The following is a 13,458-nucleotide window of genomic DNA, read 5'->3' on the forward strand; positions in this document are numbered from 1 at the left end:
TCTCATGGCTAAAATCGGATTTATCGGCACCGGCATCATGGGCCGCCCAATGGCGCAGAACCTGCAAAAAGCCGGTCACAGCCTGTTCCTCTCCACTCACCACGATGCAGCGCCTGCCGACCTGGTCGCCGCTGGCGCCGTCGCCCTGGCCAACCCGAAAGAAGTGGCCCAGGAAGCTGAATTCATCATCGTCATGGTGCCGGATACCCCACAGGTCGATGCGGTCCTGTTCGGTGAGAACGGCGTGGCCCAGGGTGTCGGTCCAAACAAGGTGGTGATCGACATGAGCTCGATCTCCCCTACCGCGACCAAAGCCTTTGCCGAGAAGATCAAAGCCACTGGCGCTGCGTACCTCGACGCCCCGGTTTCCGGCGGTGAAGTCGGCGCCAAAGCGGCAACCCTGAGCATCATGGTCGGTGGTTGCCCGAACGCCTTCGAACGCGCACTGCCGCTGTTCCAGGCCATGGGCAAGAACATCACCCGCGTCGGTGGTAACGGTGACGGCCAGACTGCCAAGGTCGCCAACCAGATCATCGTCGCCCTGAACATTCAGGCCGTCGCCGAAGCACTGCTGTTTGCTGCCAAGAACGGTGCCGATCCGGCCAAGGTCCGTGAAGCCCTGATGGGCGGCTTCGCCTCGTCGAAGATCCTTGAAGTGCACGGCGAGCGCATGATCAAAGGTACCTTCGATCCAGGCTTCCGCATCAGCCTGCACCAGAAGGACCTGAACCTGGCCCTGCAAGGCGCCAAGGAACTGAACATCAACCTGCCCAATACCTCCAACGCCCAGCAAGTGTTCAGCACCTGCGCGGCCATCGGTGGTGCCAACTGGGACCACTCGGCGTTGATCAAAGGCCTTGAGCACATGGCCAATTTCTCGATCCGCGGCGAGTAGGAGCGGGCTTGCCCCGCGATAGGGCCGCCCCGTTGATTGCCTTCTGAATCAAGGCAAGCGAAGAGCAACACCCGCCCCTGGGTCGGCCTGCACGGAGGCAGAACCAGGGGCGTTTTCGATTCTGCAGAACAATAAGATTGGAGCCTGCCATGTCGCTCGATCCGCAACACTTTCTGCGCGAGCTGTTCGCCACGGCCATCGATGCCGCGCACCCTCGCCAGGTTCTTGAAGCACACCTGCCCAGCGACCGCAGCGGTCGCGTGATTGTCATCGGCGCCGGCAAGGCCGCGGCCGCCATGGCAGAAGTCGTCGAACGCAACTGGCAAGGCCCGGTTTCCGGCCTGGTGGTGACCCGCTACGGTCACGGCGCCAGTTGCTCGAAGATCGAAGTGGTCGAAGCTGCCCACCCGGTTCCCGACGCCGCCGGCCTGGCCGTGGCCAAACGCGTGCTGGAGATGGTCAGCGATCTGAATGAAGACGATCGCGTCATCTTCCTGCTTTCCGGCGGCGGCTCTGCGCTGCTGGCCCTTCCTGCTGAAGGCCTGACGCTGGCCGACAAGCAACAGATCAACAAGGCCCTGCTCAAGTCCGGCGCCACCATCGGCGAGATGAACTGTGTGCGCAAGCACCTCTCGGCGATCAAGGGCGGGCGCCTGGCCAAGGCCTGCTGGCCAGCCACCGTTTACACCTATGCGATTTCCGATGTGCCGGGCGACCTCGCCACGGTCATCGCCTCCGGACCCACCGTGGTCGACCCGAGCACCTCGGCCGAAGCCCTGGCGATCCTCAAGCGCTACAACATTGAAGCGCCTGCTGCGGTCACCGCCTGGCTGAACAACCCGGCGTCCGAAACCGTCAAGGCCGACGACCCGGCACTGGCCCGCAGTCATTTCCAGTTGATCGCCCGCCCTCAGCAGTCGCTGGAAGCGGCAGCGGTCCAAGCCCGTCAGGCCGGATTCAGCCCGCTGATTCTCGGTGACCTGGAAGGCGAATCGCGGGAAGTGGCCAAGGTTCATGCCGGCATCGCCCGGCAGATCGTCCTGCACGGCCAGCCGCTGTCGCCGCCCTGCGTGATCCTCTCCGGTGGCGAGACCACCGTGACCGTACGCGGCAATGGCCGTGGCGGACGCAATGCCGAGTTCCTCCTGAGCCTGACCGAAAGCCTCAAGGGCCTACCCGGGGTCTACGCCCTGGCCGGTGACACCGACGGCATCGACGGTTCGGAAGACAACGCCGGTGCCCTGATGACCCCGGACAGCTACGCCCGTGCCGCCGCTCTGGGGCTGTCGGCCAGCGACGAACTGGACAACAACAATGGCTATGGCTACTTCGCCGCGCTCGATGCCTTGATCGTCACCGAGCCGACGCGGACCAACGTCAACGATTTTCGCGCCATTCTGATCCTTGAGAGTGCCAAACCATGACGCCTGATAAAAAAGTCAAAATCCTCGCGACCCTCGGGCCAGCCATCAAGGGTATCGACGACATCCGCCAGCTGGTCGAGTCCGGGGTGAACATCTTCCGCCTCAACTTCAGCCACGGCGAGCACGAAGACCATGCCTTGCGCTATCAGTGGATCCGCGAAGTAGAGAGCCAGCTCAACTACCCGCTGGGCATCCTCATGGACCTGCAAGGGCCGAAACTGCGCGTCGGCCGTTTCGCCGAAGGCAAGGTCCAGCTGCAACGCGGCCAGGCCCTGCGCCTGGATCTGGACAGCACTCCCGGCACGGCCGAGCGGGTTAACCTGCCGCACCCGGAAATCATCGCCGCGCTGGAGCCGGGCATGGACCTGCTGCTCGATGACGGCAAGCTGCGCCTGCGGGTGACCGCCAAGCACAGCGACGCAATCGAGACCGAAGTGCTCAACGGCGGCGAGCTGTCCGACCGTAAAGGCGTCAACGTCCCACAAGCAGTGCTGGACTTGAGCCCGCTGACCGCCAAGGATCGCCGCGACCTGACCTTCGGTCTGGAGCTGGGTGTCGACTGGGTGGCGCTGTCGTTCGTGCAGCGTCCGGAAGACATCGTCGAAGCGCGCCAGCTGATCGGTGACCGTGCCTACCTGATGGCCAAGATCGAGAAGCCCTCGGCTGTTACCCAACTGCGGGCGATTGCCGAACTCAGCGATGCGATCATGGTTGCCCGTGGCGACCTGGGCGTGGAAGTGCCGGCAGAAAGCGTGCCGCAGATCCAGAAGAGCATCATCAATACCTGCCGCGAACTGGGCAAACCGGTGGTGGTCGCCACGCAGATGCTTGAGTCGATGCGCTTCTCGCCGGCGCCGACCCGTGCCGAAGTCACCGACGTGGCCAACGCCGTGGCCGAAGGGGCCGATGCGGTGATGCTCTCAGCCGAGACTGCTTCTGGTGACTACCCGCTGGAAGCCGTGCAGATGATGAGCAAGATCATCCGTCAGGTGGAAAACGGCCCGGACTACCAGGCGCAACTGGACGTCGGCCGGCCGAAGGCGGAAGCGACCGTCTCCGATGCGATCAGCTGTGCGATCCGCCGGATCAGCGGCATTTTGCCGGTGGCGGTGCTGGTCAACTACAGCGAGTCGGGCGCCTCGACCCTGCGCGCTGCGCGCGAACGGCCGCGGGCACCGATCCTCAACCTGACGCCCAACCTGTCCACCGCTCGTCGCCTGAGCGTGGCCTGGGGTGTGCACTCGGTGGTCAACGATCGCCTGCGTCAGGTCGATGAAATCTGCTCCACCGCACTGGAAATCGCCCAGGCCCAAGGCATGGCCAGCCGTGGCGATACCCTGTTGATCACTGCCGGTGTGCCTTTTGGCAAGCCGGGATCGACTAACACGCTGCGGATTGAAACCTTGATTTGATGTAAACCCCATCGCTGGCAAGGCCAGCTCCCACAGGTACTGCATGCACTGCACCTTGTGGGAGCCGGCCTTGCCGGCGATGAGGCCAGACCAACCAACACACTCACGTGGGAAAACCCGGCCCGATAGAGGCTCCCCCACTCCACATCAACCCAGACTGCCCCCATGTACACCAAGAATTTCGTCAACCCGTGCCCCGACTGGGCCACGGCCTTGCTCAACGGCTTCAGCCAGGTCCTGCTGCAGCGCAATCCGCTGTGCGGCCTGTTGTGCCTGCTGGCCATCACCCTGACCGCTCCCGACCTGGTGGGCGGCGCCCTGCTCGGCGCCCTTGCCGGTCTGCTCACCGCCCAGCGCCGCGGCTACAACCGCACCGACCGTCAGGCTGGCCTGTACAGCTACAACGGCGTGCTGCTCGGTCTGCTGCTCAGCTATGCCCTGCCCTGGTCGGCGATCCTGCCGCCGCTGATCATCGCCGCCGGTGGCCTGAGCAGCATGCTCGTGCACCAGTGGCTCAAACGCGCCAGCTCCAACCTGCTGCTTCCGGCTTACACCGCACCGTTCGTACTGATCGGTTGGGCCGTGCTGGCAGTCAGTGAACCTGGCGCCAGCACCTCCACTGCGTTCGAGCACAATGCCCTCTATGCCCTGGCACGCGGGCTGGGCCAGATCTTCCTGCTGGACAACCCGCTGGCCGGGCTGCTGATCGCCATCGGCCTGCTGATTGCCAATCGCTATGCCGCGGCCTGGGCATTGCTCGGCGCGGCGCTGGGCGGCAGCGTTGCGCTGCTCGGCGGCGAAGCCAATGCGGCGTATGCCGGCCTCTACGGGTTCAACGCCGCACTCGCCGCCCTGGCCTTCAGCCAGACCCGCAAACAACCCTGGCTACCGTTGCTGGCGATGATTCTGGCCATCATCCTGCAACCCTTGGTTGCGCAACTGCCGGTACCCGGCCTGACCGCGCCGTTCATCTGCGCCTGCTGGCTGGTGCTGATCGGCCAGCGCCTGCTGCGCCAGCCGCTGGCCCGCCGTGCCGGTCGCTTGCATAGCTGAGGCGCTGCCCCTAGGCTCAGCTCCATCGTCCAATGGAGCTGAGCATGGATACCCCTTCGAGCTGGCGTGAACGGCTCTACGTCATCGTTTTTCAAACCGACACCGTCGCTGGCCGACGCTTTGACAGCATCCTGCTGCTGATCATCCTCGCCAGCCTGATCATCGTCATCCTCGACAGCATCGACGAGGTTCACCAGAACTACGCCGGGCTGCTGGCGATGATCGAATGGGGCTTTACCGCGATCTTTCTCGCCGAATACGTGGTGCGCCTGTACTGCTCCCCCAAGCCCTTGCGCTATGCCTTCAGCTTCTACGGCCTGGTCGACCTGCTGGCCATCGTGCCGGGGATCATCGCCCTGTACTACAGCGACGCCCAGTACCTGCTGATTATCCGCGTGATCCGTATGTTGCGGATCTTTCGCGTGCTCAAACTCAGCCCCTACCTCAAGCAGGCGCATTACCTGCTCGAGGCGCTGCGCGGCAGCAAACAGAAAATCATCGTTTTTCTGGTCAGCGTCTCGACCCTGGTGACGGTGTTCGGCACCCTGATGTATGTGGTCGAAGGCCCCGAGCATGGCTTTACCAGCATCCCCAAAGGCATCTACTGGGCGATTGTCACCCTGACCACGGTCGGCTTCGGCGACATCGTGCCCAAGACCCCGCTGGGCCAGGTGATTTCCTCGCTGGTGATGATCACCGGTTACTCGATCATTGCCGTGCCCACCGGGATCTTCACCGCCGAGCTGGCCAATGCCATGCGCGGCGAACAGCTCAAACACGACTGCCCGGTGTGCCGCAAAGGCCATCATGAACACGGCGCGGCCTTCTGCTCGCGGTGTGGCAATGCACTGTTCAAGAAAATGGAATAAGCAAAGTACTTTTTAATCTTTTAGCGCCTAAGGCCCAGCCGTTATAGTCGCTGGCATAATGCCGTTAACGCCAATTCGAACAAGGAATGCGCAGTGAAAAAACTCTTTGGTGCCTCGCTTCTGGCCGCCGGCCTCGCTCTGGGTTCCCTGGCCCACGCCGCGCCAGCGCCGCTGCTCAATGTCTCCTATGACGTGATGCGCGACTTCTACAAGGACTACAACGCCGCCTTCCAGAAACATTGGGAAGCCGAGCACAAAGAGAAGATCACCGTGCAGATGTCCTTCGGCGGTTCGAGCAAACAGGCACGCTCGGTGATCGATGGTCTGCCAGCCGATGTCATCACCATGAACATGGCCACTGACATCAACGCCCTGGCCGACAACGGCAAACTGGTGCCGGACAACTGGGTCACCCGTCTGCCGAACAACAGCGCACCGTTCACTTCGGCTACCGTGTTCATCGTCCGCAAGGGCAACCCCAAGGCCCTCAAAGACTGGCCTGACCTGCTCAAAGACGGCGTCCAGGTCATCGTCCCCAACCCGAAAACCTCCGGTAACGGCCGCTACACCTACCTCTCGGCCTGGGGCTATGTCCTGAAGAACGGCGGTGACGAAAACAAGGCCAAGGATTTTGTCGGCAAGCTGTTCAAACAGGCGCCGGTGCTCGATACCGGTGGCCGTGCCGCGACCACCACCTTCATGACCAACCAGATCGGCGACGTGCTGGTGACCTTCGAGAACGAAGCGGAAATGATCGCCCGCGAGTTCGGCCGCGATCAGTTCGAGGTGATCTACCCGAGCGTCTCCGCCGAAGCCGAGCCACCGGTGACCGTGGTCGACAAGGTTGTCGACAAAAAAGGCAGCCGCGCTACCGCCGAGGAATACCTGAAGTACCTGTGGTCGCCAGAGGCCCAGGAAATCGCCGCCAACAACTACCTGCGCCCACGTGATGCGGCGGTGCTGGCCAAGTACACCGACCGTTTCCCGAAAGTCGATTTCCTCTCGGTGGAGAAGACCTTCGGTGACTGGCGCACCGTGCAGAAGACCCACTTCAACGACGGTGGCGTGTTCGACCAGATCTATACCGGGCAGTAACGCTCCTACGCGGTCATTGACTACTCTTTCCGTCATCCACGGTTCAAGGAGTATCCAGTGACCCGATCCCTGCTCGCCCTCCTGCTCGGTTGCCTGCTGAGCCTTCAGCTGGCAACCGCCGCCCCCTTGCTGCCCACTGCCGGCAAATCGACAGAACCTGCCGAGCCTGTGGTTCAAGGCGGCCTGCTCGGCGCAATTGCCGATGGCCTGGACGACGTCAGCCAGGAACTGGATGTCGACAACCACCTGATCGATAACTGGCGCCTGCGCGCCGACCGCGCCGCCGATGAAGTCGATCAACTGGTCAGCCAGCCATCGGGGCTCAGCTCGCTGGAACTGTGGACCGACTTCGCGCTGCTGACGATCACCTGGTTACTCGCCTTTGCCCTGCTCACCAACGGCGGCCGCCTGCTGGCAGGCAAGAGCAGCCATTCGCGCCTGCTGCGCGAGCGACCACGCTACAGCCGCGTGATCAAATACCTGCTGGTCTACACCCTGCCGGCCCTGGCCAGCCTGATCATCACCCTCTACGTCAGTCATTTCCTCGTGCTCTCCGCCGGACGTGCCCTGGGCATGAGCCTGGCCTACGCGACCAGCAGCGGTATTTTCTCGACCTCGATCATCTTCTGCCTGATCACCCTCTTCGACACCGGGCACAAACGCACGGCGGTGCGGATCATTCGCCGGGTAGCGCCTCGGCCATTGTTTCTGATCGGCTTTCTCGCCGCCTGGAGCGATGCCCTGACCAGCCCGCAGATCGCCCGGTATCTGGGCGGCAACATCACCAGCAGCGTCGCTGCGGTAACCGGCTTGCTGGCGACCCTGGCATTTGCCGTGCTGGTGCTCAGGCTACGCCGCCCGGTGGCGCACCTGATCCGCAACCGGGCTTTGCCCGACCGCCTGCAGCACCGTGCCGTGCAGGAAACCCTGAGAATCTTCTCTGCCCTGTGGTTCCTGCCGATCCTGATGATGATTCTGGTCTCGGCCATCCACTTGATCGGCGCAGGCGAAGAAAGCCAGCGTGCCCTGCAAAAGGCGTTGCTGACCTCGATCCTGCTGATCGGTACGGTGTTTCTCAGTACCGTGTTCCAGCACATGTTCAAACATCAGGAGCAAGAGGATGCCAGACAGCGCCTGCGCCCCTACAAGGAGCTGTTGCGCAACCTGGCGCGCGCCCTGCTGCGCATCGCCATCGCGGTCGCCTTCATTGTCTTGCTGGGGCGCATCTGGGGCTTTTCAGTGCTCGACTTTGCCCTGCGCAACAGCCTGGGCCGCGCCATCAGCGACTCGTTGAGCAGCATCGGCCTGATCCTGCTGGTGACCTGGCTGCTCTGGGTAGTAATCGACACCGCTATCCAGGAAGCACTCAAGCCCACGGTCGGCCGCCGCGCCGCCCGCCAGCCGAGCACCCGGGTGCGGACCATTCTGCCGATGCTGCGCAACGCGATCAAAATCATCCTGGTGGTGATCTGCACCATCACCACCATGGCCAACCTGGGGATCAACGTTGCGCCATTGCTGGCCGGCGCCGGGGTGGTCGGCCTGGCGATCGGCTTCGGCTCCCAGCAACTGGTGCAGGATGTGATCACCGGGCTGTTCATCCTCATCGAAGACACCATCGCCATCGGCGACTGGGTAGTGCTCGACTCCGGTCACGCCGGCACGGTCGAAAGCCTGACCATCCGCACCTTGCGCCTGCGCGACGGCAAAGGCTTCGTGCACTCGGTGCCGTTCGGCCAGATCAAGGCGGTCACCAACCAGTCCCGGCAGTTCGCCTATGCGTTTTTCTCGGTGCAGTTCAGCTATGAGACCGACATCGACAGCGCCTTGAAGCTGATCCGCGAAGTCGGCCACTCGATCAGCGAAGACCCGATGCTGCGCCACAGCCTGCAAGGGCCATTGCAGGTGTTCGGGGTCGACAGCATGAACCTCAATGGCATCACCCTCACCGCGCAGTTTCGTACCACCTCGGGCGGGCAATACGCGGTCAATCGCGCCTTCAATGAGCGCCTGAAAAAGCGCGTGGACCAGACCGATGACGTGAGCTTCGCGCAGTACAATCCACCGCCCTCGCGTGTGAGTGACGGGCACGCCTGATTCGGCTTTCTAGCGCCCTGACATCGGTGATAAAGTCGCGGCCATGAACGCCTCCCCTGCCAACCGCCCGCTGATTGCCTGGACCCTGTACTTCTGCGTCCTGTTCAATCTGTTCGCCTGCGGTATCGGTCACGGGCAGATGGCAGGCCTGCAACTCAACGGCATCGGCGGTGCCTATTGTTCGGCCATGGGCAGCGCCGGGCCGAGCCTGAAAAGTGATTTCAGCGACCAGTCGGTGTCTGGCTGGGACAGCATGCAAACCTGCCCGGTCTGCGCCGCAGCGGTAGTCTGCCTGGGCCTGGCGCTGGTCATCGGCTGGCTGCTGGCCGCCGCCCGCAGCCGACGCTATCACCGCGAACTGCGCAGCAAGGCGCCACCGCGCTATTGCTGGCCGGCCGCCAACCCTCGCGCCTCCCCGCTTCTGGCTTGATCCCTGCGGCAGCCTGCACGGCTGCCGGTAACCGGCCTTTTTGCTGCACCTGCGCGACAGGCGCCGCCGGCCGCTGGCTCAATTTCCAGAGTTTGCTCCATGCCCTACTCCTATCGCCTTTCCGGATGCGCGGCGCTGCTGTGCGCACTGTCCTTGAACGCCTCGGCCGAAGCGCCGCTGACCTTGCCAGACCTGCGCATCGAGGGTCGCGCAGATGCCGACGACGGCGTGCTGCTCGACACCCCTTCACAGACCGGCTCACGCCTGGGCCTGACCCCGCGGGAAACCCCGGCATCAGTAAGCATCGTCAACCGCCAGCAGATTGAACAACGCGGTGCCCAGACCACTCAGGACATGCTCGCCGGCGTGCCGGGCATGACCGCCGCCTCGCCACCCGGCTCGGCAGGTTCGGTGGCCTACCGCGGCTTTTCCGGAGCGCAGATCACCCAACTGTTCAACGGCATCAGCGTGCAGTACGACTCCATCGCCGCACGTCCGGTGGACAGCTGGATCTATGACCGCGTCGAAGCCATCGGCGGGCCTTCCAGCTTTCTGTTCGGCGCCGGCGCCGTGGGCGGCTCGATCAACTACATCACCAAGCTGGCCAGCCGTGACGAGAACTTCAACGAAGGCCGCATCAAGTATGGCTCCTACGACAGCAGCGAAACCTCGTTCGGTTTCAACCATACCCTCAATGACGGTGACGGCATCCGCAACTATGCCCGCCTCGACTTCAGCCATACCCACAGCAATGGTTACGTTGACCGTGAAGAGCGCGATGCCTGGAGTGTGGCCTTCTCGCTGCTGACCGACATCAACGACCAGCTGTCCCACACCCTGGCCCTGGAGTACCAGAACGAGAGCGTCGACAGCCCCTACTGGGGCAGCCCGGTGCTCAACCCGCTGGGTGGCGAAATGAAAGTCGACGAAAGCCGCCGCTTCGAAAACTACAACGTCGAGGACGGCCGCTACGAACAACGCGTGCGCTGGCTGCGCTCGATCACCGAGTACCGCTTCAACGACGATACCTCGCTGCGTAATACGCTTTACCACTACAACACCGAACGAAATTTCCGCAACCTCGAAACCTACGCCTACAACGCCGACAACAGTCAGGTAAAACGCTCCAACGCGCTGTTGCAGCGCCATGACCAGGAGCTCAACGGCAACCGTATCGAACTGCTGCACCAGGGCCAGTTGTTCGGCATGAACAGCCAGTGGTCGAGTGGCGTCGACTACAGCCACAACGTGCAGATGAACTATCCGCGCTCGGTCACCGGCGTGTTCGACAGCGTCGACCCGGCGCACTTCGAGCCCGGTCATTTCTACGACCTCAAAGGCATGGTTCCGGGCTACCAGAAGAACCGCCAGAACACCGTCGACACCTGGGCCGCGTTCCTTGAAAACCGCCTGCAACTGACTGATCGACTGTCGCTGCTGACCGGCCTGCGCCACGACCACATCGACCTGCAGGTGCACAACTACCGCACTGTCGATGCCAACAATCCGCGTGACTTCAAGCGCATCTACGAACCTACCACCGGACGCGTCGGCCTGGTCTACGAACTGACGCCGGCGGCCAACGTCTACGTGCAATACAGCACCGCCGCCGACCCGCCCGCCGGTATCCTCACCACCGCCAGTTTCGCCCAGGTGCGCGACTTTGACCTGAGCACCGGCAAACAGATCGAAGTGGGCAGCAAGTTCAGCTTCCTCGACGGCCGCGGTGCCGCCACTGTCGCCGCCTACCACATCGAGCGCAAGAACCTGGCCACCGCCGACCCGGCCAACCCCAGCGTCACCCAGCCGGTGGGCAAGCAGTCGTCACGCGGCGTCGAGCTGGCCGCCTCCCTGCGCGTCACCCCGCAACTGCTGGCCGAGGGCAACTTCGCCTACGTCGATGCCCAGTACGACGCGTTCAACGAAAACGTCGCTGGCACCAGCGTGTCGCGCAAGGGCAATACCCCGACCAACATTCCCGAGCGGGTTGCCAACCTGTGGCTGACCTACGACATCGACCCCAGCTGGCAAGTGGGCGGCGATAGCCGCTACGTGTCGTCGGTGTACGCCGATGCGGCCAACACCCGTTATGCGCCGGCCTACACGATCTTCGGCGCATTCGTTGGCTACAAGGTCGATGAAGACACACGCATCACCGCGCGGGTGCGCAACCTGACCGACGAGGTTTACACGCGCTGGACCAGTTCGAGCATGCTCTACCTCGGCGCGCCGCGAACCCTGGAACTGGCTGTGCAGACACGCTTCTAGGACGCCGAAGATGAAACGCTACTTGTACCTGTGGCACCGCTGGCTGGGCATTGGCCTGTGCCTGTTCATGGCCCTGTGGTTCTTCTCGGGTGTGGTCATGCTCTACGTCGGCTATCCCAAGCTGACACCGCGAGAGCACCTGAGCCATCTGCCGCTGCTCAGCCTGCAGGACTGCTGCGTCGACCTGAACGTCGCACTGGCCGCTGCCGATCCGCAGCGTTCCCCTGTGAGCATTCGCCTGAGCACCGTAGCCGGTGAACCGCGCTACCTGTTCAGCTATCCGGGCCGCAGCAATGTCGCGGTGGATGCGCGCACCGGACAACGCGTGGGCTTCACCGACCGCGAACGGGCCCTGGCCGCCGCTCGCCAGTACGACCCGTTAGCCACCGCGGTTTATCAGGGTCCGGTGGAGGAAGACCTCTGGAGCCATTCCCGCGCGCTGGATGCCGAGCGCCCCTTGCAGCAGGTACAGCTGGCCGATGCCGACGGCACTTTGTTGTACATCTCGGGGCAAACCGGCGAAGTGGTCCGCGATGCCAGCGCGCTGGAACGTGGCTGGAACCTGGTCGGCGCCTGGTTGCACTGGCTGTATCCGTTGCGTGGCATCGGTGTGGATGGCTGGTGGAGCAATCTGGTGATCTACCTGTCGCTGACGGCCACGGTCATGGCGGTGCTTGGGGCGGTGATCGGTGTGCTGCGCTGGCGCTTGCGCAAGCCCTACCGCAGCGGTTCGCGTTCACCCTATCGGGGCCTTGCCCGCTGGCATCACATCGGTGGTTTACTGTTCGGGGTGCTAGCGATTACCTGGATCTTCAGTGGCTTGATGTCGATGAATCCCTGGCGGATTTTCAGTAGTTCAGCACCACTGGATACATCGGCGTACCAGGGTGGGCCGTTGCAGGCCCAAGCCTTTCCGGTTTCTGCGGCCCAGGCGCTTTCGCGCTTTGCCCATGAAGGACTGGTTGCGCGGGAGCTGGAGTGGCGCCTGATCGGTGGCGAGGGTTATCTGATCGGGCATGACGGTGGGGGTCGTACCCGGGTGCTGTCGATGGCTGACGGGCAGGTGCATGGCTGCTTGCCCAGGGAGGTGCTGGAACGCGCTGCGCAGGCGATTGTGCCGCAGGGGCGGATGCACAGTGAGCTACTTGATCACTACGATTTTTACTATTACGCACGGGCTGAGCAGAGCATGCTCGGGCATCTGGAGAAGCGCTTACCGGTGTTGCGGGTGCGCTTTGAGGATCCGCAACAGACCTGGTTGCATCTGGATCTGTACACCGGTGAAATGCTGGGTGTTGTGGATCAACCCAAACGGGCATCGCGATGGTTGTTTGCCTTGTTGCATAGCTGGGACTGGTTGCCGTTGCTGCAGCGGCGGCCGTTTTGGGATATCGGGATGATTGTGTTCAGCGTTGGCGGTCTGATTCTCAGCGTCAGTGGTGTGGTGTTGGGGTGGCGGCGATTGCGTAAGTAGTGCGGGCTTTTTTGGGGGGCGTTTGGGCTTTTGAATATATCCGTTTGCGGCGGTGGGGCTCAGTCAAGAGCACAAATCGCTTCGCTCCTGCTGATCCAGGTGGACCGACCGTCGGAGTGGCCAACGCTTTAAAAAGGGAAAGCTGATTCAATACAAAACGTAGCCATCCACCCAAAGCAAGAGCGCAGCGAATTGTGCTCTTGATCTTGATCTGCTTTTGATCTTGATCCACCCGCCCCGTTAACCAGTAGGGCTGAGTGGAGGTGTCGTGGAGGGGCTAGCGCGCAGCGCCTTCGGCGTTAGCCGAAGTTGCGAAGCGTAGAGTTGCTTGCAACTCGTAGCTCGCAATGCCCCGTAGCGGCACCGGAGCGAAGGGACCCGGAGCGTAGCGTAGGGCCCCTGGTGGGGCGAGACCTTTGCTTACTTTGGGGCGTTTGCCAA

General features: G+C 62.9%; 10 protein-coding genes. All 10 read left to right on the top strand.

Features of this window, described 5'->3' with window-relative positions; genetic code table 11:
• Positions 1-4: 4 nt before the first annotated feature.
• On the top strand, positions 5-895 hold the full coding sequence (locus NPS47_RS19435) for a 2-hydroxy-3-oxopropionate reductase (protein WP_274296410.1): 891 nt from the start codon (positions 5-7) through the stop codon (positions 893-895).
• A 149-nt stretch (positions 896-1,044) separates the two neighbouring features.
• Positions 1,045-2,319 (top strand): glycerate kinase type-2 family protein, encoded by a 1,275-nt coding sequence (locus NPS47_RS19440; RefSeq protein WP_274296411.1) that lies wholly within the window; start codon positions 1,045-1,047, stop codon positions 2,317-2,319.
• Positions 2,316-3,731, top strand: a complete 1,416-nt coding sequence (gene pyk, locus NPS47_RS19445) for a pyruvate kinase (RefSeq protein ID WP_274296412.1) — start codon at positions 2,316-2,318, stop codon at positions 3,729-3,731. The genes NPS47_RS19440 and pyk overlap by 4 nt, the downstream gene beginning before the upstream one ends.
• 165 nt (positions 3,732-3,896) lie before the next feature.
• Positions 3,897-4,784: an urea transporter gene (locus tag NPS47_RS19450; RefSeq protein WP_274296413.1), complete on the top strand. Its 888-nt coding sequence runs from the start codon at positions 3,897-3,899 to the stop codon at positions 4,782-4,784.
• Positions 4,785-4,828: 44 nt separating this feature from the next.
• Positions 4,829-5,653 carry an ion transporter gene (locus NPS47_RS19455; protein ID WP_274296414.1) on the top strand — a complete coding sequence of 275 codons (825 nt, stop codon included), beginning with the start codon at positions 4,829-4,831 and terminating at the stop codon, positions 5,651-5,653.
• Positions 5,654-5,746: 93 nt separating this feature from the next.
• Complete coding sequence (locus NPS47_RS19460; RefSeq protein ID WP_274296415.1) at positions 5,747-6,748, top strand: sulfate ABC transporter substrate-binding protein; 1,002 nt, start codon at positions 5,747-5,749, stop codon at positions 6,746-6,748.
• Between the two features lie 57 nt (positions 6,749-6,805).
• The gene (locus NPS47_RS19465) at positions 6,806-8,845 is read left to right on the top strand and encodes a mechanosensitive ion channel family protein (protein WP_274296416.1); all 2,040 of its coding nucleotides are present in this window, start codon (positions 6,806-6,808) and stop codon (positions 8,843-8,845) included.
• 43 nt (positions 8,846-8,888) lie between these two features.
• Complete coding sequence (locus NPS47_RS19470; protein ID WP_274296417.1) at positions 8,889-9,275, top strand: DUF2946 domain-containing protein; 387 nt, start codon at positions 8,889-8,891, stop codon at positions 9,273-9,275.
• A gap of 99 nt (positions 9,276-9,374) precedes the next feature.
• Positions 9,375-11,543, top strand: coding sequence for a TonB-dependent receptor (locus tag NPS47_RS19475; RefSeq protein ID WP_274296418.1), 2,169 nt, complete (start codon positions 9,375-9,377; stop codon positions 11,541-11,543).
• A 10-nt stretch (positions 11,544-11,553) separates the two neighbouring features.
• On the top strand, positions 11,554-13,017 hold the full coding sequence (locus NPS47_RS19480; protein ID WP_274296419.1) for a PepSY domain-containing protein: 1,464 nt from the start codon (positions 11,554-11,556) through the stop codon (positions 13,015-13,017).
• The last annotated feature ends 441 nt before the right edge of the window (positions 13,018-13,458 follow it).

It is taken from the genome of Pseudomonas putida (assembly GCF_028682475.1).
Taxonomy (GTDB): Bacteria; Pseudomonadota; Gammaproteobacteria; order Pseudomonadales; family Pseudomonadaceae; genus Aquipseudomonas; species Aquipseudomonas putida_AG.

What these genes read in the sequence shown, in the direction of transcription:
- NPS47_RS19435 (WP_274296410.1), top strand. Translation starts at nt 5, where the DNA reads ATGGCTAAAATCGGATTTATCGGCACCGGCATCATGGGCCGCCCAATG.
- NPS47_RS19440 (WP_274296411.1), top strand. Translation starts at nt 1,045, where the DNA reads ATGTCGCTCGATCCGCAACACTTTCTGCGCGAGCTGTTCGCCACGGCC.
- pyk (WP_274296412.1), top strand. Translation starts at nt 2,316, where the DNA reads ATGACGCCTGATAAAAAAGTCAAAATCCTCGCGACCCTCGGGCCAGCC.
- NPS47_RS19450 (WP_274296413.1), top strand. Translation starts at nt 3,897, where the DNA reads ATGTACACCAAGAATTTCGTCAACCCGTGCCCCGACTGGGCCACGGCC.
- NPS47_RS19455 (WP_274296414.1), top strand. Translation starts at nt 4,829, where the DNA reads ATGGATACCCCTTCGAGCTGGCGTGAACGGCTCTACGTCATCGTTTTT.
- NPS47_RS19470 (WP_274296417.1), top strand. Translation starts at nt 8,889, where the DNA reads ATGAACGCCTCCCCTGCCAACCGCCCGCTGATTGCCTGGACCCTGTAC.
- NPS47_RS19475 (WP_274296418.1), top strand. Translation starts at nt 9,375, where the DNA reads ATGCCCTACTCCTATCGCCTTTCCGGATGCGCGGCGCTGCTGTGCGCA.
- NPS47_RS19480 (WP_274296419.1), top strand. Translation starts at nt 11,554, where the DNA reads ATGAAACGCTACTTGTACCTGTGGCACCGCTGGCTGGGCATTGGCCTG.